This window comes from Hephaestia caeni (assembly GCF_003550065.1).
Lineage (GTDB): Bacteria > Pseudomonadota > Alphaproteobacteria > Sphingomonadales > Sphingomonadaceae > Sphingomonas > Sphingomonas caeni_A.
The window spans coordinates 288,474-307,778 of sequence record NZ_QXDC01000003.1; the positions used below are offsets into that span (position 1 = coordinate 288,474).

General features: G+C 66.9%; 11 protein-coding genes. 5 read left to right on the top strand and 6 right to left on the bottom strand.

The genetic code is table 11. From position 1 onward, the window contains the following. The first annotated feature begins 181 nt into the window (after positions 1–181). Both DFR49_RS21965 and DFR49_RS09785 read left to right on the top strand, forming a co-directional pair. On the top strand, positions 182–2,404 hold the full coding sequence (locus DFR49_RS21965; protein WP_170150988.1) for a hypothetical protein: 2,223 nt from the start codon (positions 182–184) through the stop codon (positions 2,402–2,404). Beyond that, positions 2,404–5,223 (top strand): family 78 glycoside hydrolase catalytic domain, encoded by a 2,820-nt coding sequence (locus DFR49_RS09785; protein WP_170150989.1) that lies wholly within the window; start codon positions 2,404–2,406, stop codon positions 5,221–5,223. The genes DFR49_RS21965 and DFR49_RS09785 overlap by 1 nt, the downstream gene beginning before the upstream one ends. Here DFR49_RS09785 and DFR49_RS09790 read toward each other — a convergent pair. After that, positions 5,199–6,437 carry an SGNH/GDSL hydrolase family protein gene (locus DFR49_RS09790; RefSeq protein WP_245968342.1) on the bottom strand — a complete coding sequence of 413 codons (1,239 nt, stop codon included), beginning with the start codon at positions 6,435–6,437 and terminating at the stop codon, positions 5,199–5,201. The two genes, DFR49_RS09785 and DFR49_RS09790, sit on opposite strands and share 25 nt — an antisense overlap. A 3-nt stretch (positions 6,438–6,440) precedes the next feature. Beyond that, positions 6,441–8,528, bottom strand: coding sequence for a beta-galactosidase (locus DFR49_RS09795; RefSeq protein ID WP_119035578.1), 2,088 nt, complete (start codon positions 8,526–8,528; stop codon positions 6,441–6,443). 91 nt (positions 8,529–8,619) lie between these two features. Between DFR49_RS09795 and DFR49_RS09800 the strand changes: the two genes are divergently transcribed. Genes DFR49_RS09800 through DFR49_RS09810 form a run of 3 tightly spaced genes read left to right on the top strand, consistent with a single transcriptional unit; the run spans position 8,620 to position 12,991 of the window. Then, on the top strand, positions 8,620–10,452 hold the full coding sequence (locus DFR49_RS09800; RefSeq protein WP_170150990.1) for a beta-L-arabinofuranosidase domain-containing protein: 1,833 nt from the start codon (positions 8,620–8,622) through the stop codon (positions 10,450–10,452). Positions 10,453–10,454: 2 nt separating this feature from the next. Next, complete coding sequence (locus DFR49_RS09805; protein ID WP_119035579.1) at positions 10,455–11,720, top strand: ribulose-bisphosphate carboxylase large subunit family protein; 1,266 nt, start codon at positions 10,455–10,457, stop codon at positions 11,718–11,720. Then, on the top strand, positions 11,717–12,991 hold the full coding sequence (locus tag DFR49_RS09810; RefSeq protein ID WP_211325858.1) for a four-carbon acid sugar kinase family protein: 1,275 nt from the start codon (positions 11,717–11,719) through the stop codon (positions 12,989–12,991). Before DFR49_RS09805 ends, DFR49_RS09810 begins: the two co-directional genes overlap by 4 nt. Positions 12,992–13,068: 77 nt before the next feature. Here the strand turns inward: DFR49_RS09810 and DFR49_RS09815 are convergent, their stop codons facing one another. Genes DFR49_RS09815 through rhaT form a run of 4 tightly spaced genes read right to left on the bottom strand, consistent with a single transcriptional unit; the run spans position 13,069 to position 19,298 of the window. After that, positions 13,069–14,334 carry an MFS transporter gene (locus DFR49_RS09815; protein ID WP_119035581.1) on the bottom strand — a complete coding sequence of 422 codons (1,266 nt, stop codon included), beginning with the start codon at positions 14,332–14,334 and terminating at the stop codon, positions 13,069–13,071. Further along, positions 14,331–14,999: an aspartate/glutamate racemase family protein gene (locus DFR49_RS09820; RefSeq protein WP_119035582.1), complete on the bottom strand. Its 669-nt coding sequence runs from the start codon at positions 14,997–14,999 to the stop codon at positions 14,331–14,333. The genes DFR49_RS09815 and DFR49_RS09820 overlap by 4 nt, the downstream gene beginning before the upstream one ends. 19 nt (positions 15,000–15,018) lie before the next feature. Continuing rightward, entirely contained in the window at positions 15,019–18,219 is a 3,201-nt protein-coding gene (locus DFR49_RS09825) for an alpha-L-rhamnosidase (protein WP_119035583.1), read from the bottom strand. Beyond that, positions 18,216–19,298, bottom strand: a complete 1,083-nt coding sequence (rhaT, locus tag DFR49_RS09830; RefSeq protein ID WP_119035584.1) for an L-rhamnose/proton symporter RhaT — start codon at positions 19,296–19,298, stop codon at positions 18,216–18,218. Before rhaT ends, DFR49_RS09825 begins: the two co-directional genes overlap by 4 nt. Positions 19,299–19,305: the final 7 nt, after the last annotated feature.

Here is a 19,305-nt window from a genome sequence, read left to right on the forward strand (position 1 = left end):
GAATCTTACATTGTGGAAGGTTGGTCCACATTATTTACATCGTTGGTGTGATGAGTACAACACTAATCTGGTATAATGAGATGAAGTCGGCTAGGCCGTTGCCGGCGTGACTACCATAATGTGTCATATTGTTGCATTTTGTGGGATAACAGCCGGGGCCACCGGCAAGGGGAGGGAAAGCATGAAGCAATTGATCGGCGCAGGTGTATTGGCCGGACTCGTCGGCGCATTCGCGGGGCCGGTGGTGGCGCAGGACATCCCGCTCCAGCCGTTTCCGGTGAACCATGAACTGCGGGTCGATTCGGGCGCCGACGCGCGCTTCCTGCTCGATGGCCCGGCGGGCAAATACGGCTTCATCGAAGTGCGCGACGGCCATCTCTATCGCCCCGACGGCAAGCGCTTCCGCTGCTGGGGCGTCAACATGACTGGCTGGGCGGTCGGCTCCGAGGAAATCCCGTCACATAAGGATGCCGACATCTATGCCGCCGAGTTGGCGCGGCTGGGCGTCAATTGCGTGCGCCTGCACTTCCTCGATCGCCCCGACACCGAAAACCCGGTGCGCAACGAAGGCGCCGACAGGTCGCCGACAGCCGGTCCGTTCACGCATGGCCCGCGCGGCCTGATTCGCGGTGACGTCGACAACAGCCAGGAATTCAACGCCGAGCGGCTCGACAATCTCGATTACTGGGTCGCGCAGCTCAAGAAGAACGGCATCTACGTCAATTTCAACCTCAACGTCGGCCGCCGCTTCAAGGCAGGTGACGGCGTTCCCGACGCCGATTTGCTCGGGCCGGCAAAGGGCTTCACCTATTTCGGCCCCGAGCTGATCGCATTGCAGAAGGACTATGCGAAGAAGCTGCTGGGGCACACCAACCGCTATACCGGGCTGCGCTACGCCGATGATCCGGCGGTGATGACCGTCGAGGTCGTCAACGAGAACTCGCTGCTCGAATTCTGGATGCGCAACTGGTTGCGCGGCGAGCGCGTCGACGGCGGGGAAAATCTCCAGCTCGACATGACGCCGCATTATCAGGCGATCCTCGTCGGCATGTACAACGACTGGCTGGCGAAGAACCGCACACCCGCCGAGATCGCCGAACTGCACCGGATGGCGGGCGTGGCCGCCGGCCAGCCGATCCCGTTCATGCGCCGCGGCGACCATCCCGAGGCCCCGCGCCTCCGCCTCGATGCCGAGCTTGCCTTCATCACCCAGGTCGAGATCGACTTCCACGCCGAGATGAAGCGCTTCCTGCGAGACGAGGTCGGCGTCAAATCGCCGATCGTGCCGCTGGCCGATCACACCTATTTCATCGCCAACCAGCCCTTGATGCGCACCGCGATGAAATCGGACGTGCTCGATGCGCACGTTTATTGGCAGCACCCGGCAATCTACGGCCGCCGCAACGAGCCGATGGTCAATTCACCCGAACTCTCGATCATCCAGAAGCTCGCGCGCTCGGCCACTGTCGGCAAGCCGTATACGGTGAGCGAGGTCAACCATCCCTATCCCAGCGACTATGGCTCGGAGATGATCCCCATCCTCGCTTCCTACGCCGCGCTCCAGGACTGGGATGGCATCTTCTTCTACACGTTCGAAACCAAGATCAGCGGCAAGTGGACGCCGATGATCGGCGATCATTTCGATATCACGCTCGATCCGGTGAAGATGGCGCAGATGCCGGCGGGAGCGATGATCTTCCTGCGCGGTGACGTGTCGGCGGCGAAGGAAGTGATGACGCGCTCCTATTCGACCGACCAGATCAGCGAGGCCTCGCGGATGCCACGCGCGGCGATGCCTTATTACACGCCCGGCTTCGACATGAAGCTGCCGCTGGTCCACGGCTCGCGGGTGTCGTGCCTCGATTGCAAGCCGAGCCTGCCCGCCCCGTTGCCCGAGATGGACCCGATCATCTCCGACACCGGCGAACTGCGCTGGCAGACCGACGACGGCAAGGATGGGCTGGTTACGATCAACACCCCGCGCAGCCAGGCGCTGGTCGGGTTCGTCAGCGCCAATCGCGAGGTCCAGACGCGCAACCTATCCGCCGACATCGCCAACACCTTCGCCACCATCACACTGTCGTCGCTCGACAACAAGCCGCTCAACCTTTCCGACCGGATGCTCCTCACCACCACCGGCAAGGTCGAAAATACCGGCGCCGAATGGGACAAGCGCCGCGCGATGCTGACCAATTGGGGCACCGCCCCCACCGTGATCGAACCGATCACCGGCTGGATCCAGCTCAAGGACCTCGAAGGCGCGGTCGGCGTGTTCGCGCAGCCGCTCGACGGCTCAGCGCGCCCGATCGGGCCGGAGATCAGGGGCCGCATGATCGAACCGGGCTGGGAAATCGCGGTCGGCACCCCGGCCACCACCAGCTATCTGATCCGGGTCGTCCGCTAATGCCTAAGCTCACCCGCCGCGGCCTGATGGCCGGCACGCTCGCATCGTCGCTCATCCCCAACATCGCGTTCGGCGCGCCGGCGGGAACACTGCGCCCGGTGACCCCGCGCGTCGAATGGCGGCGACGCCCGGAAGGCATCGACACCCCGCGCCCGCGCTTCACCTGGACCGCCGAAGCGACCGATCCGGCCGCGCAGGGCGTCCGGCAATCGGCGTGGCGGATCGTCGTTGCCAGCAGCGCAGCGAAGGCGGCGGCGGGCACCGGCGACATCTGGGACAGCCGCAAGGTATCGGGCAGCGGATTCAGCGCCCGCCCCGACCACGACCTCAAGATGGCGGCACAGACACCCTATTGGTGGGCGGTGATGCTGTGGAGCGACGACGGCAAGGCCTCGACATGGAGTGCGCCCGAGCGTTTCATCACCGGCGTGACCGACGGCTGGCAGGCGACATGGATTGCGGCCGACAAGGGCTGGCCGGTTCATATCGCCGAATCGCGTAAAGGCGCCGACAATCCCGGCCCCAAGGCGATGCCGCTGTTCCGGCGCGCGTTCACCATCGGCAAGCCCGTTCGCCATGCGGTCATCTCGATCAGCGGGCTCGGCCATTATCAGCTCAGCATCAACGGGCGCGAGACCACGGCGTCGCTGCTCAATCCGGGCTGGACCGATTATCGCAAGACCGTGCTCTACAACAGCTACGACGTCACCGAGTTGTTGCAGCCGGGCGCCAACGCGCTGGGCGTGATGCTGGGCAACGGCATGTACAATGTCGAGCAGGTCGCCACCCGCTACAAGAAGTTCGTCGGCACCTTTGGCCAGTTGCGGCTGATCGCGCAACTCGCGATCACCTATGAAGACGGCAGTCGCGAGATCGTCGGCAGCGACGACCGGTGGCTGACGCGGCCCGGCCCGATCGTGTTTTCGTCGATCTTCGGCGGCGAGGATCACGATGCCCGGCGCGAGATCGCCGATTGGGATCGCGCGGGTGCGCCGCGCGACGGTTGGGCGCCCGTGCTGGTGGTCGATGGTCCCGAGGGCACGCTCAAGCCGCAAGGCATCCCGCCGATGACGGTGGGCACCACCTACCCCACGGTGGCGATCACCGAGCCCCGGCCCGGCGTCTTCGTCTACGATTTCGGCAAGAACTGTTCGAGCCGCCCGGTGCTCACCGTCCGCGGCCCCGCAGGCAGCACGATCAAGCTCAGCCCGTCCGAAGTGCTGGGCGACGACGGGCTGATCGAGCCGCGCAGCATCGGCGCGCGCCCCAATCTGCCGGTCTGCTACAATTACACGCTCGCGGGGCGTGGCGACGAGACATGGCGGCCGCGCTTCACCTATTGCGGCTCGCGCTACCTCCAGGTCGAGGGCGCGAAACCCGCCGACCGCGCAGGCCCGAACGACATCGCCATCGTCGCGCTGGCGAGCGAGTTCGTCCATACCGACCTTCATCAAGGTGGGCGGTTCGATTCGAGCCAGAAGCTGCTGGTGCAGACGCACGACCTGATCAAGCAGGCGGTGCTGAGCAACACCGCGAGCGTCCTCACCGATTGCCCGCATCGCGAGAAGCTCGGCTGGCTCGAACAGACGCATCTCAACGCCGAAACCGTCCTTTACGTCGAGGACGGGATCACGATGTACGAGAAGATGCTCGCCGACATCGTCGACGCGCAGCTTCCGAGCGGCCAGATCCCCGAGATCGCCCCCGAATTCGTCCAGTTCACCGGCGTCGACGAGATGTTCCGCGATTCGCCCGAATGGGGCGGCACCGTCGTGATCGGGGCGTGGAAGGCGTACCAGTTCTACGGCGACACCCGCGTGCTCGACATCGGTTATCCGGCAATGAAGCGCTACGCCGATTACATGGGGAGCAAGCGCACCGACCGGGGCCTGGTCGATTACGGGCTTGGCGACTGGCTCGATCTCGCGCCGCCGACGACGCCGCGCATCGGCAACCAGCGCCCGACGCTGACGACGATGGGGGTGACGGGCACCGCGACTTATTATCAGATGCTCACCTGCCTGGTCGATATCGCCGGGCTGCTCGGGCGCACCGCCGACGCCGCCGATTTCGCCAGGCGCGCCGACGAGGTGAAGGCCGCCTTCAACGCCGCGTTCTTCAACGCCGCCACAGGCAATTACGATCGCAACAGCCAGACCGCCAACGCGATGCCGCTCGCGCTCGGCATGGTGCCGGCGGGGCAAGAGGCCCGCGTGCTCGCCGCGCTGGTCGCCGACATCCAGTCGCGTGGCGACCATGTCACCGCGGGCGACGTCGGATTCCATTATGTCGTGCGGGCACTGGCCGAAAACGGCCGGTCGGACGTGCTCCACGCGATGCTCTCACGCACCGACGCGCCGAGCTATGGCGCCCAGATCATGGCCGGCGCCACCGCGCTGACCGAGAATTGGGATCCCAGCCGCGGCGGCTCGCAGAACCACTTCATGCTCGGCCATGCGCTGGCGTGGCTCTACAGCGGCCTCGGCGGTATCCGGCTCGATTTCTGGGCGCGCGGCGCAACGCCGCTCACGATCGCGCCGCAGCTCGTGCAGGGGCTCGAGGCGGCCGAGGCGCGCTACGATTCGGTGCTTGGGCCGGTACGCAGCGCGTGGCGCCGGAGCGGCGCCGCGACGCGGTTCGAGATCACCGTCCCCGCCGGCGCCGTCGCGACGGTGCGCCTGCCCGCACCGCTCGCGAAACTACGGGTGGATGGCGCCCCGGTCGCGCGCGCGCGCGGCATTTCGGGCGCCACCGACCGGCACGGCGAGGCCACGCTGTCGGTGGGCTCGGGGCGTTATCTGTTCGAGGCGTTGGCCTGACCACACCCCTGCGCCAGAACGACCGGCAGCGCGGCCTCGGCCATGCGGGTATAGCCGGCATCGTTCGGGTGCAGGTGGTCGCCGATCTGGTCGGACAGCCGCATCACGGCCGGCTTCCCCGGCTCCTGCATCGCCTTGTCGAAGTCGATCAGCCCATCGAAGCGGGCGGCGTTGGCGCGTAGCCAGGCGTTGACCGCCTGCCGGCGCTGTTCGCCCGCGGCATCGGCGTAGGCCGCGCCTTCATAGGGCAGCAACGTCCCGAAGATCACCTTGAGCCCGCGCGCCCTCGCACGGGTCAGAAGCTGTTCGTATGCGGCGATGAGTTGATCGGCGGGGGGTTGCCAATCCTTGGCCGGATCCTTGACCTTGCCGATATCGTTGATGCCTTCGAGCACGACGACATGCGTCGCGCCCGGCACCGACAGCACATCGCGATCGAAGCGCGACAAGGCGTTGGGGCCGCGCCCGCTGCTGAGCAGGCGGTTGCCGCTGATGCCCTGGTTGGCGACCGCCCAGCAACGGCCGTCGGGATTCGCGACGAGCATGCGTCCGAGCTGGGCGGGCCAGCTCATCGCCTTGCCCGGCGTTGCGCCAGCGCCCTCGGTGATCGAATCGCCGAAGGTGACCAGCACCCGCGTCGCCGCGCTGCCGCCGATCGCGAGCCCGCTGACCACACCCGATGCGCGGGCGCGCCGCGGCGAGACGAGGTCCAGCGATCCGGTCGCGTCCCCGGCGACGATATCGACCATCTGCGCGTGCGCGGGCGGTGCGGTTTCTTCGGGGAAATAGACCGAGATTGCGAGTCGTTCACCGGCCGTCACCGGATAATCGATCGGATCGGAGAGCATCGGCGCGAACGCCGGCACCCGCACTCCGGCGACGCGGCCGAAGGTCAGCGCGCGCAAGCTGCCGGCGACGGGCTTGCCCGCCGCGTCGAGCCGCACGATCGAGGCTGCCCCGATCCTGAGCGGCACGTCCGCGAGTTCGTTGCTGAACCGGACGCGCAGCGTGGTGCCGGTGATACCTACACGGAGATCCTGCCGCACCGTCTCGGCATGGAAAGGCCGGCCAAGCCCGTCGCGGATCGCGGGTTCATAACCGATCGGCGGCGCGGCCCAGCCCGGCACCCAGTGTTCGGGCGCGGCGGCATGCGCCGCCGTCAGCGCGAGCGCGCCGAGCAGCGGCAGGGCGGCAAGATGGCGCAGCTTCATCATCGATCAATCCTCGTCGGCGAACTGGAACAGCGCGACACCATGCGCGGCAACCTGCCCCCCCGTCCAGTCGCCGCTTACGGGTCTGGCGCCGGCGGGAAGCGCGAGCGGATGCGCGACGTCGCCGTGGTTGATCGCGATCAGCACCCGCTTGCCGGCGCCCGCGCGTTCGGCGATCTCGAGATCGGGATGCGCATCGGCGACGATCGGCGCCACCTTCGCATCGGCGAGCAGCGAAGCGGCGAGCTTCGCCATCGCCTCGGGCTCGAGCCAGGTGCCGACATAGGTGATGCTGCCGCGCCCGACCTTGCGCGTCACGATCGCGGGCTTGCCGTCGAGCCAGCCACCGGCGTCCTTGTAGGCCGCCAGCGTGCGCACGTCGCGCGCGACCGGTTCGATCGCCTCGGCCCAGATCGATGCCTTGCCCGCGATCGTGCCGGCGATCCCGACGCCCTCGTCGAGCGCATAATATTGCGCCACGCGCGCGCCCAGCAGCGCCGAGAGCGGCCCCGGCTGACGCTGGGGCCACAGCGCGTTGGCATCGTCCTTCATCCCCGAGCGCGGGCCGAGCACGAGATGGCCGCCGCCGCGGACATAGGCGTCGAGGTGCTTCGCCTGCGCTTCGGTCACGACGTTGAGATCGGGCGCGACCACGAGCGGATAGGCCGTGAAATCCGCCTCGGGCGCGAGCACATGAACGCCCTGCGACTGAACCCTGAGCGGCCGATAGAAATCGGTGAACGCCCTGATCGGATCGAAATCCTTGTGGTGGCGCTGGAGGTCGATCGCCCAGCGGCTGTCGTACGAATAGATCATACCGACCTTCGCCGTCGGCTGGGTATCGGCGAGCAGCGCCGCCGCGCCGGTCATTTCGGTCGACATCTCCGCGATCTCGGGCTGGATCGGGTTGGGCGTGCCATCCTGCCCCAGCACCGTGCCGTAATAGGTTTCCTGCCCGTTCGCCGCCGGGCGCCACTGCCAATAGAGCACGGCATCGGCGCCGTGCGCCACCGCCTGCCAACCCATCTCGCGGACCTGCCCCGGATCGAGCGCGCGGTTGATCTGCCCCCAATCGACGTGGCCGGCCTGCGTTTCCATCAGCCAAAAGTTGCGCTGCTTGTAACCGCGCACGAGATCGTGGTTGGCGCCGTTCGCGACCCAATCGGGGCGGCCTTCGGGGATATAATTGTCCCACGACGCCAGATCGAGATCGCGGTGCATGACGAAATGGTCGAAGCCCGCGTTCCAGAACATCGTGTTGGTGGTGATGAACGACCGCGAATCGATGAGCGGGCGCATCGCGCGCGCCTGGTTCTGGACGTAATCGGTCCACATCGCGGTCGTGAAATGCCGGAAATCGAGCAGCAACCCCGGATTCTGCTGGCCGGTGGCGTGGAGCGGCACCTGATCGAAATCGTTGTAATGCTGGCTCCAATATTCGGCGGTCCAGCGCCGGTTGAGTTCGTCGATCGTGCCGTAGCGCGTCTTCAGGAAGGCGTGCCATGCCGCCACCGCTTCGGGATCGAACGACGGCGGCCCGACCTCGTTGTCGATCTGCCAGCCGACCACCGCCGGATGATGGCCATATCGTTTGGCCATCTCGACCGCGATGCGGCGCGATAAATCGCGATAGCGCTTGCTGGCGAAGGAAAATTGGCGGCGCCCGCCATGCCCCGCGCGACGCCCGTTTTCATCGACGCGCAGCGTATCGGGATATTTCTGCGTCAGCCAGGCGGGCGGCGCCGCGCTGGGCGTGCCGAGGACGACCATGAAGCCGTGACGCTGCGCGGCCGCGATCGCGCGATCGAGCCAGGCGAAATCGAACCTGCCTTCCTCGGGCTCCATCCGGCTCCACGCGAACTCCGCAAGGCGAACCGTGTTGAACCCGGTCGCCTTCATCAGCGCCAGATCTGTATCCCAGCGCGATTCAGGCCAATGTTCGGGATACCAGGCGGCCCCGACCGCGATCGCGGGGCGATCGACATAAGCGGTTGCGCGCGCGGGGAAATCCGCAGGCTTCTGGGCAAGCGCCGCCGGCATGCCGGCGAGGCACGACGCCAATGCGAGCGCCGCAAAAACTGGCCTACAGATCATACCACTCCCTCTTGCCATTCGTATTATCATATGTCTAGATATAGCCGGGGTGGCGCTTAAAGTGCCAGAGGTAATTGGACCGAGCATTCCCATGAAGGAGAGCGATGTGGGCGACGGCGTTTCGAGGCGTGATTTCTTCCATTGCGCCGCGTGCGCGGCAACCGCGGCGGGCACCGTCGCGCTGCCGGCGACCGCCTGGGCCGGCGCGGCGTCGGCGGCGATGCGCGGCAAGGAAGCGCTGCACGAATTCGATTACGGCGCGGTCCAGTTGACCGGCAGCGGTCGGATGAAGGAACATTACGACCGCATCCATTCGCATTATCTAGCGCTCGACAACGATCGCCTGCTCAAGGTTTTCCGCCAGAATGCCGGGTTGCCGGCGCCGGGGCCGGACATGGGCGGCTGGTACGATGCCGACGGCTTCGTGCCCGGCCTCGCCTTCGGCCAATATGTCTCGGGCATCGCGCGGTTCGCGGCGACCACCAACAACGCCGCCGCGCACGCCAAGGTCGCGGCGCTGGTCGACGGCTTCGGCGAAGCGATCGTCAAGGCCAAGAACCCCTATGCCGGCAAGAACGCGCAAGATCAGTGGGCCGCCTATGTGATGGACAAATATGTCGTCGCACTGGTCGATGCCTATCAGTTGAGCGGCGTCGAGCGCGCGAAGGAGCTGATGCCGATCGTCATCGACAAGTGCCTGCCCTATATCTCGCCGGTATCGCGCGACCGGATCGGCAAGGTCGATCCGCCCTATGACGAAACCTACGTCATCTCCGAAAACCTGTTCCACGTCGCCGACATCACCGGCGACGACCGCTTCCGCGCGATGGCGGTCCATTACATGCTCAACAAGGAATGGTTCGATCCGCTCGCGGCGGGGCAGGACGTGCTGCCGACCAAGCACGCCTACAGCCACACGATCGCGCTGAGTTCGGGCGCGCAGGCGTATCGTCATCTCGGCGATCCCAAATATCGCACCGCGCTGATCAACGCGTGGAAGTTCATGGAGCCGCAGCGTTTCGCGTCGGGCGGCTGGGGACCGGAGGAGCAGTTCGTCGAACTCCACAAGGGCCTGCTCGCCGAGAGTCTCAAATCCTCCAAGGCGCATTTCGAGACGCCGTGCGGCAGCTTCGCCGACATGAAGCTGGCGCGCTATCTGACGTCGTTCACCGGCGAGGCGCAATATGGCGACGGGCTGGAACGCATCCTCTACAACACGATGCTGGCCACCCGCCTGCCTGACAGCGATGGCGAATATCCCTATTATTCGAACTACGGCGCGGGCGGCGAGAAGCTCTATTACCACAAGAAATGGCCGTGCTGCTCGGGCACGCTCGTCCAGGGCGTCGCCGATTATGTGCGCGGGCTCTATTTCCACGACAACGACACGTTGTTGGTCAACATGTACGCCACCTCCCAAGTCAAATGGGATCGCGCCGGCGGTGCGGTCGAGGTCGCGCAGGAGACGCTCTACCCCGCGACCGATACGGTGCGGCTCACCGTGCGCAAGCCCGGCAACGGCCGCTTCACGATGAAGCTGCGCATCCCGGCCTGGGCCAAGGGCGCGACGATGGCGATCAACGGCCGGCAGCAGGCAGTGACGCCTGGCACGCTTGCCGCGGTATCGCAGACGTGGAAGGCGGGCGACACGATCGATCTCGTCATCCCGCAAGCCTTGCGCACGCTGGCGATCGACGACCAGAACCCGAACCTCGCCGCCGTCATGCGCGGGGCGGTGATGTATGTCGGCGTCAATCCGTGGGAGGGGATCGAAAACCAAACGATCGCGCTGCCCGGCGCGCTGGCCCCGGTTCCGAACCAGGACCAGGCGTATCGCGCCGGTGTCGACGGGCGCGACCTGGTGTTCGTGCCTTATTATGCGATCGATACCGAGCGCTATAACACCTACTTCAAGATCGCGTGACGATGGACCGCGTCTTCGCAACCTACTGGATCGAAACCGCGTTTCCGCTCGCGCAGGCGGCGGAAACGATGGCGGGCGAGCAATCGACGGGCACCTTCGTGCGCGTCCCCGGCGAGACCGACGCGTTGCGCGAAGCGCATAGCGCGCGGGTCGAATCGATCGAGGAACTGGAAGACGCGGCCGCGCCGTCGCTGCCCGGCTCGGGGCTGCCCAAAGACGGCGGCGACGGGCGGCGACGCACCGCGCGCGTGGTGCTGTCATGGCCGGTCCACAATTTCGGGCCGTCGCTCCCCAATCTGCTCGCCACGGTGGCGGGCAACCTTTCCGAGCTGAAGGCCTTTTCAGGGCTCAAGCTGCTCGATCTCAAGCTGCCGCCGGTGTTCCTCGATCGCTATCAGGGCCCGCAGTTCGGCGTCGCGGGAACGCGCACGCTGGCGGCCGTCCACGATCGCCCGATGATCGGCACGATCATCAAGCCGAGCGTCGGGCTCGATCCCGAGGCAACCGCCGCGCAGGTCAAGGGCCTGCTCGCCGCCGGGATCGATTTCATCAAGGACGACGAGCTTCAAAGCGACGGCCCTGCCTGCCCGTTCGAGGCCCGCGTCGCGGCGGTGATGCGCGTCATCAACGATCACGCCCAACGCACCGGCAAGAAGGTGATGTACGCCGCCAACCTGACCGGCGACATCGACGAGATGCTGTCGCGGCACGATCATGTGCTGTCGCAGGGCGGCACCTGCATCATGGCGAGCATGAATTCGATCGGCTTGCCCGCGATGAAAATGCTGCGCGCGCATGCACAGCTCCCGATTCACGGCCATCGCAACGGCTGGGGAATGCTCGGGCGGTCGCCCGCGATCGGGATGAGCTATCTCGCGTTCCAGAAGCTGTGGCGGCTGGCCGGGATCGATCACAGCCACGTCAACGGCATCGACAACAAGTTCTGCGAGACCAATGAGAGCGTCATCGCCTCGGCACGCGAGTGTCTGACGCCGATGTTCGACGCACCGCATCACGGCTGCGAGATCATGCCGGTGTTCTCATCAGGGCAATCGGTGAAACAGGCACACGCGACCTATGCGGCGCTCGAATCGATCGATCTGATCTTCGCGGCGGGCGGCGGCATTCTGGCGCATCCGGGTGGACCGGCGGCGGGGGTCACCGCGCTGCGCCAGGCATGGGACGCGGCGGTGGCGGGCGTGCCGCTGGCCGAAGCCGCGCAGGGCTCACCCGAATTGCGCGAGGCCGTGGCGGCGTTCGGCGGGTGACACCGCTCTACGCTTATTACGGCGACGATTTCACCGGATCGACCGACGTCCTCGAACAGCTTGCCGAGGGCGGCGTGCCCGCGGTGCTGTTCCTGCGCGCGCCCGACGCCGCCTTGCGCGCGCGCTTCCCTGACGCGCGCGCGATCGGCCTTGCCGGCGACAGCCGCAGCCGGTCGCCGGCGTGGATGGACGCCAATCTGCCCGGTGCCTTCGCGGCGATCGGCGATGCGGCGGTCGTCCATTACAAAACCTGCTCGACGTTCGATTCGAGCCCACAGACCGGATCGATCGGCCGCGCGATGGAGATCGGCGCGCGTCAGTTCGGCGGCGTGGTGCCGATCGTGGTCGGTGCCCCGCATCTCGGCCGCTATGTCGTGTTCGGCAATCTGTTCGCTGTGGCCGGGGGCGACGAGGTGTTCCGCATCGATCGCCATCCGACGATGGCACGCCATCCGGTGACGCCGATGCACGAGGCGGACCTGCGCCGCCATCTCGCCGCGCAAACCGACATGCCGATCGCGCTGGTGCCGATCGACCGCATTCAGGCCGGGGCCGCCCCTGCGCTGTTCGACGCGGTGAGCGACGGCGCGGTGCTGTTCGATGGCATCGACATGCCCAGCCTCGCAGCGGCCGGCGAGTTGATGCAGGCACGCGGCACCCGCTTCGCAGTGGGCAGTTCCGGCGTCACGCGTGCGCTGGTGATGGCGTGGCAGGCGAGCGGCGTCATCACGCCTCCTGCCGCCCCCGAGCGCGCCGCCGAGGTCGATCGGATGCTGGTGGTGAGCGGAAGCTGCTCCCCCGTCACGGCGGCGCAGATCGCGCGCGGGCTGGCCGATGGCTATGTCGGCGTCCGCGCCGATGTGCCCGCGCTGATGCGCGGTGAGCGCGCCGAGGAAGCCCGGCTGATCGACGCGACCAGAAGCGCGCTCGACAGCAACGGGCGGTGCGTGATCCATTCGGCCGAAGGGCCGCTCGGCGAAACCGCGCCCGCCGCCGGCGATCGGTTGGGCGCGGCGCTCGGCCGCGTCGCGCTGGGCGCGATCCGGCAGCACAAGCTGCGTCGCGTGCTATTCGCGGGTGGCGACACCTCCAGCCACGGCGTTGCCGAACTGGGGATCGATGCGCTGACCTGGGCCGCGCCGATGGAGCGCGGCGCGCCGCTGGTGCGCGCGCACGCCGCCGAGGCCGCGGTCAATGGCCTCGAGCTGGTGCTCAAGGGCGGCCAGATGGGCGGCGAAGGCTTTTTCGAGACCGTGCGGCGCGGCCGCTGACACCGGCGTTCGGAAACGGGCGTCACCTCCCGATCGTCCGCCGCGCCGAACCATGCCGACGCGACGGACGATAGGGTTCAGGCAGCGGCAGGCGCGACGAGCGGCACGATCTTCTCGTCGAGGCCCTTGGTGCAATCGATCAGCAAGAACAGCACCGCAGCGATGAACACCATCGCCGCCACGCCCTGCAGCGGCAGGTCGTAATTGCCTGTCGCGGCGAGCACGTAGCCGATCACCACCGTGCAGATGAAGCCGCCGAAATTGCCGGCGGTATTCATGATACCGCTGGCGGTGCCCCCGAACTTGCCCCCGATCGCCATGCACATCGCCCACGCGGCGGGCAGCATCAGATCCATCACGCCGAAGGCCGCACCGGCAAGCAGCACGATCGCAATCCGATTGTCGATCTGGCTCATCGCCACCAGCAGCGCCGCCGTGATCGTCAGGCAGAAGAAGGCGATCAGGCTGTACGCGCGGCGAATGCCCATCCGCTCCGCCAGCCGATCGCACAGGACGCCGCCGATGATATTGCCGACCACCCCCAGCAGGAAGGGGATCGAGCCGTACAGGCCCATCTCGGCGATCGAGAATCCGGCGCCCTGCACCATCCAGACGGGGAACCAGTTGAAGAAGAACCACGCGCCGAACGCGTAGAAGAAATAGGCGATCGCGATCAGCCAGAGCTGCGGCAGCGCGAACAGTTTGCGCCACGGCGTGCCGCTATGCCCCCCGGCGCCGTCGTCGCCGATTTCGGCAACCTCTTCGGGCGTGATCCCCGGTTGATCGGCGGGGCGCTCGTGATACCAGAATCGCCAGCCGATGGCCCAGACCAGGCCGACGATCCCGAGCGCCACGAACACCGCGCGCCAGCCGAACACGGCCTCAAGCGGCACCAGCAGCAGCGGGGCGAGTGCGCCGCCGAACCGGCTGGCCGCCCAGATCGTCCCCTGCCCCCGCGCGCGCTCGCGCGCCGGCAGCCAGCGATACAGCACGCCGGTGATATTGGGATAGGCGCCAGCAGCACCGAGCCCGAACATGAAACGCGCGCCGGCAAGCTGCCAGAAATTGCGGCACACCGCGGTGATCGCAGTGAAGAACGACCACCAGACAGTGATCCGCGTCAATTCCCTGCGATATCCGTGGCGATCACCCAACGCGCCCGAGGGCACTTCGAACACGGCATAAGCGATCACATAAGCGCCAAGCACCCAGCCCCATTGATCGGGCGTGATCGACAATTCCTTCTGGATCGCCGGCCCGGTGACCGCGATCGCCATGCGATCGAGGAAGGTGATGACCGACAGGACCGCGAGCACGCCGACGACGGCATGGCGCTTCTTCACTTGACGCGCCCGGCGAGCACGTCGCGCGCCCGCTCCATACCGAGTTCGGGGCTCGAATAGACCGGTGCGGCCACCGCCCCTTCGGGAAGCGACGCCACCACCCGCGCCATCGACGCCTGCGCGAGGACGATCGCGTCGACACCCTTCATGCCCTCGGTCAGGCCCTCGCCCACGATGCGATCGTGCGTGGCACCGTCGCCCGCCATCACCGCCTCGAACGCGCCTTCGCACAGATGCTCGACGATCTCGATCTGTTTGCCCTGCTCGGCCGCCACCCGGCGGACGAGATCGGCGGTCGGGTTGAGCGTGGTCGACAACGTTGCCACCACCCCGATCCGGCGGCCGGTGGCAACCGCCTTTTCGGCCATCGCGCGATCAACCCGCAGCACCGGCTGGTCATAGAGTTGCGCGGCGATATCCACCGCCGCGCCGATCGACGAGCAGGTGACGAGCGCGGCATCGCAGCCGGCGTCGAAGGTCGAGCCGACCAGCCGGATCACCTGCCGCATCGTCGCCTTTTCGAGCCGCCCGGCCGCGATCGTATTCTTGATCGTGCTTTCGTCGACGAAGTGGAGGATGCGCACGTCGGGCATGACCCGTGCGGCGATCTCGTTGAACACCGGCGCAAGCATCGGCGAATTATGGATCAGTCCAAGTGTGGGCACGGGTCGGGTTCTCCCAGGTTCAAATCTTGAAGTCGTAGCTTCCGGCACCGACCTCGAAGCGGACGAGATCACCAGCGCGGGTGAGGTTGCGGACATCGGGATGCTGATCGATCGCCCGGCCGCCCTCGCGCCAGGCGCGCGCCGGCAGTTCGACCTCGGCAATCGTGTTGGCGGGAACAGAGAGCGTCAGGTGCGACACGCCGCCGGTATCGCCATCGACCTCGGTCGCGATCGTCCCGACGCACGATTCGTATTTCGCCGAGACTTTGCCGACCTTGGGCAGCCAGATCGGCCGCACCGAGATGCGGCGGAAACCGGGCGCCGCCGGGGCGATCCCGGCAAGGCGGCGATAGAAGAACCCGACCACCGCGCCGAGCGCATAATGGTTGTAGCTGTTCATCGCGACGTCGCCGACATCGCCGTTCCAGCGTTCCCACACCGTGGTCGCGCCCTTGACCGGCATATAGCCCCAGCTCGGATAACCGGTCTGGAGCAGCAGCCCGCTGACTTCTTCGAGCCGGCCGTTATCGGCCAGCACATCGAGCAGATAGGGTGTGCCGAGAAAGCCCGTCGAGAGCTTCATGCCGCGCCGCCGGATATCGGCGGCGAGCACCTCGGCGGCGGCGGCGCGCTGATCGGGCGGCGTCAGCCCGCAATGCAGCGCGAGCACCTGGCTGGTCTGGCTGGCATTGCCCGCGACACCATTTGGCTTGAGCAGATCCTTCTGCGCCGCCGCGACGATCTTGCCGTGGAGCGCGGTGTAGCGTTCAGCATCGGCGTCGCGGCCGGTCGCCTGCGCCATCTCGGCCATCAACTGGGCGCACCACGCCCAATAGGCCGTCGCGCACAGGATGCGCGGCGTCGTCTCGTCATCGGGCTTGACCGCATCGACCGAGAGCCAGTCGCCGAGATCGAGCCCGCGATCGTTGCGCCAGATATGATCGGCGTTGCTGCGCGCGACATAGGCCATCCAGCCTTCCATCGCCGCCCAATTCTCGTCGATCGCTTCGGTATCGCCGTAGCGCTGCCAGAGCTGCCACGGCAGGATGATCCCCGCCTCGCTCCAGCCTGCCGTCACCACATCGGGGAAGGATTGCGGCTGCGGCACGACGATCGGATAGGCGCCGTCCGTCCGCTGCGCGGCGCGCGCTTCGATCAGGAAGCGGCGGATGAAGGGATCGACCTCCATGTTGAATGCGGCGGCATCGAGGAAGATCTGGATATCGCCCATCCAGCCCATCCGCTCGTCGCGCTGCGGGCAATCGGTGGGCACCGAGAAGAAATTGGAGCGCTGGCTCCATTCGGCATTCTGCCAGATCTTCTGGAGCAACGGCGAGGCGAAGCGCATCTCGCCCGTCGTGCGGCATGCGCTATAGACGACAATGCCTTCGATATCGTCGGCGGTCGGCGCACCCGGATAACCCTCGACCTCGACGTAGCGGAAGCCGTGATAGGTGAAATGCGGCTCGAAAATCTCGGCCTTGCTGTCACCGGCGAGAATGAACCGATCGGTGCATTCGGCGAGCCGCAGGTTCGATTGATCGACTGTGCCGTCCGGATTGAGCAATTCGGCGAAGCGCAGCGTGATTTGCGTGCCCGCCTCGCCGCGTGCCTTCAGGCGCACCCAGCCCGCGAAATTCTGCCCGAAATCGAACACGAACCGACCCGGCGCGGGCTCAGTGACCTTGGCGACACGCTGCTTCATGTTGGCGGTGAGTAGCGGCGAGGTCTGCGCGACCAATCGCACCGGCGGCTCGGCGCCCACGGTCGCGGTAGTCCAGGTCGCGGCGTCGAAGCCGGGGCTGTCCCAACCCGGCGTTGCCAGCCGCGCGTCGATCGTCTCGCCGTTGTAGATGTCCGATTTGAGGATCGGCGACGCACCGAGCCGCCAATCGGGGCCGGTGACGATCCAGTCGTGGCTGCCGTCGGCATAATCGAGCCGGAGTTGCGCGCGCAGCCGACGCGGCGCGGGGCCGAAGCCATAGCGCTCCATCCGCCAGCCGAACGCGCCCGCATACCAGCCGTCACCGACGACGACGCCCAGCGCATTCTCACCCTTTCGGATCAGCCTGGTAACGTCATAGACCTGATAGAAGACGTGCTTGTGCGCGACACTCGTCTCGGGTGCCAGGAACGCGGTCGACACACGGTCGCCGTTGATCCGCGCATCATAAGCGCCGAGCGCCGTGGCATAGAGCCGCGCGCCAACCACCTTCTTGGTCGTGCTGAAATCGGTGCGCAGCAGCATCGCAGGTTCGGAAGGCCGGGGATCGTTGTTGACGTTCGATCCGCTCGCCACCGGGCGCGCCCAGGCGCTGGCGTCGAACGTCGGCGCGGTCCAGCCTTCAGGCGGGTTGGGGCGCACGCGCCAATCGGGCCCGCTGACGATGCGATCGATCACGCTGCCCTTGCGATGGAGCCGGATCAGCGCCGCAAACGCGCCGCCGTCGACCGGGAAAAACCCCGTGGTTTCGGCCTCGACCAGCGCGCACACGCTGTTGCGACCGGGGCGGACAGCACCCTCGAACGGTAGCAAGGTGCCCCAGAAGGGGAGCATCGTATCCCAGCCGAGCCCGAGCGGCAGTGCATCGGGGTTCTTGTGCTCGCCGTTGATCCACACGCCGCGCATGTGATCCTTACCCGCGATCAGGATCTCGGCGCGCTCAAGGTCTTCGGGGGCATCGAAATCAACCCGGAACGCGTGCGGGCGGCTGTCGAGCGCGGTCGGGCTCCACACCCAGCGCACGCCCGCGGCGCGATCGGCCGCGGCGAGCGGGTCTTCGGCCTCGATCCAAGCGGCGCGCCAATCGTCGGGCGACAGCAGGCCGGTTTCGAACCATGCGGGCGCGGAGGTGGCGGTGGCGCCGCCTTCATCCTCGATCTCGACCGACCACCAGACGCGCTGCATCGACGTCAGCGGCGTGCCGCCCCATGCGATATCGACGCTCGCGTCGGATGCGACATCGCCGCTGTCCCACAGATCGTTCTTGCCCGCGGCGCTGCCCGCGCGGACGCGGTAGCGCGTCTGGCTAACGCCGCGATCCCTGGCTTCGATCCGCCACGACAGGCGTGGCCGTGCGACCTCGGTGCCGAGCAGATCGACAGTGTGTTCGGCACGCAGATCGACCGCGGCGAGTGCAGGCGCGGTCGAACAGGCCGGCACCGCGACCAGCGCGGCGGCAGTGCCGGTGCCGGCGAGGAATTCGCGACGCGTGGTCATGCGCCCGTCCCGATCATGTTGCCGTAACCGATCACGACCGTGGCGAAGACCAGCAGGAAGATGCCCAGCCACACGAGGCGGCGCACGCGCGGCGCGGCATCCTTCCACTCCTTGAAGCCGAAGCCCCACAGCGTGCCGAAGATGATGATGCTCGCCATGTGGAGCGTCCACGACGAGAAGCCGAAGCGCCCCATCTGGCTTTCGCCCATCGTGTAGAAGAAGAACTGGAAGTACCAGAGCGTCCCGCCGAACGCGGCGAGCAGGTAGTTGAGGAGCAGCGGCGGGCGCCGGCCATCGGCGTCGGGCGCCTTGCCCGGCCGGCCGATGAACTCCCCCGCGGTGCCGTTGCGCACGATCAGGAAACCGCACCAGACCGCATTGGTGATGAGCCCGCCGAACATGATCAGGCACAAAGCCGGCAGCCCGGTCCACAGCGGGCCGGTGCCCGCGGCGGCGGAAAGCGCCTTGATCGGCTCGCCCGCCGCCAACCCGAAGGCGAAGCAGGCCGACATGATGCCCGAGAAGATCGCGACCGCGACGCCCTTCTTGAAGTTGAACTCGGCGATCGCCGCCACCTTCTGCTCGTCGGAAAGCGCGGCGTCCTTGCGCGCGCCGGCGATCGCGACGACGATGATCCCCGCCAGCGTGATCGCGAGGCCGAGCAGGATGATGAGGCCGCTCGTGGTGCCGAGCAGCTTGCTCGCGAAATCGCCCTGAACGATCGGCGGGATCAGCGTGCCGAACACCGTGCACAGCCCCAGCACCACTGCCATCCCCAGCGACAGCCCCAGATAGCGCATCGTCAGGCCGTAGGTGAGCCCGCCGAAACCCCAGAGGACGCCGAACAGGATGCACAGCCCGACGACATTGCCGGGGATCTGCCCCATCACGCCGAACAGATCGTTGGTCTGGATGCTGGCCATGATCCACGGCGCGAACACCCAGGAAAAGATGCCGCCGACGAGCCAGAACACCTCCCAGCTCCACCGCTTGATGCCGCGATAGGGAACATAGAAACTGGCCGACGCGAGGCCGCCCATCCAGTGGAACAGGACGCCGAGGAGCGGGTTGCCGGGCATGAGGTCG

Coding starts and splice junctions, on each gene's coding strand:
- DFR49_RS09805 (WP_119035579.1), top strand. CDS start 10,455: ATGGACCGCGTCTTCGCAACCTACTGGATCGAAACCGCGTTTCCGCTC.
- DFR49_RS09785 (WP_170150989.1), top strand. CDS start 2,404: ATGCCTAAGCTCACCCGCCGCGGCCTGATGGCCGGCACGCTCGCATCG.
- rhaT (WP_119035584.1), bottom strand. CDS start 19,298: ATGCCCGGCAACCCGCTCCTCGGCGTCCTGTTCCACTGGATGGGCGGC.
- DFR49_RS09800 (WP_170150990.1), top strand. CDS start 8,620: ATGAAGGAGAGCGATGTGGGCGACGGCGTTTCGAGGCGTGATTTCTTC.
- DFR49_RS09795 (WP_119035578.1), bottom strand. CDS start 8,528: ATGATCTGTAGGCCAGTTTTTGCGGCGCTCGCATTGGCGTCGTGCCTC.
- DFR49_RS21965 (WP_170150988.1), top strand. CDS start 182: ATGAAGCAATTGATCGGCGCAGGTGTATTGGCCGGACTCGTCGGCGCA.
- DFR49_RS09790 (WP_245968342.1), bottom strand. CDS start 6,437: ATGATGAAGCTGCGCCATCTTGCCGCCCTGCCGCTGCTCGGCGCGCTC.
- DFR49_RS09825 (WP_119035583.1), bottom strand. CDS start 18,219: ATGACCACGCGTCGCGAATTCCTCGCCGGCACCGGCACTGCCGCCGCG.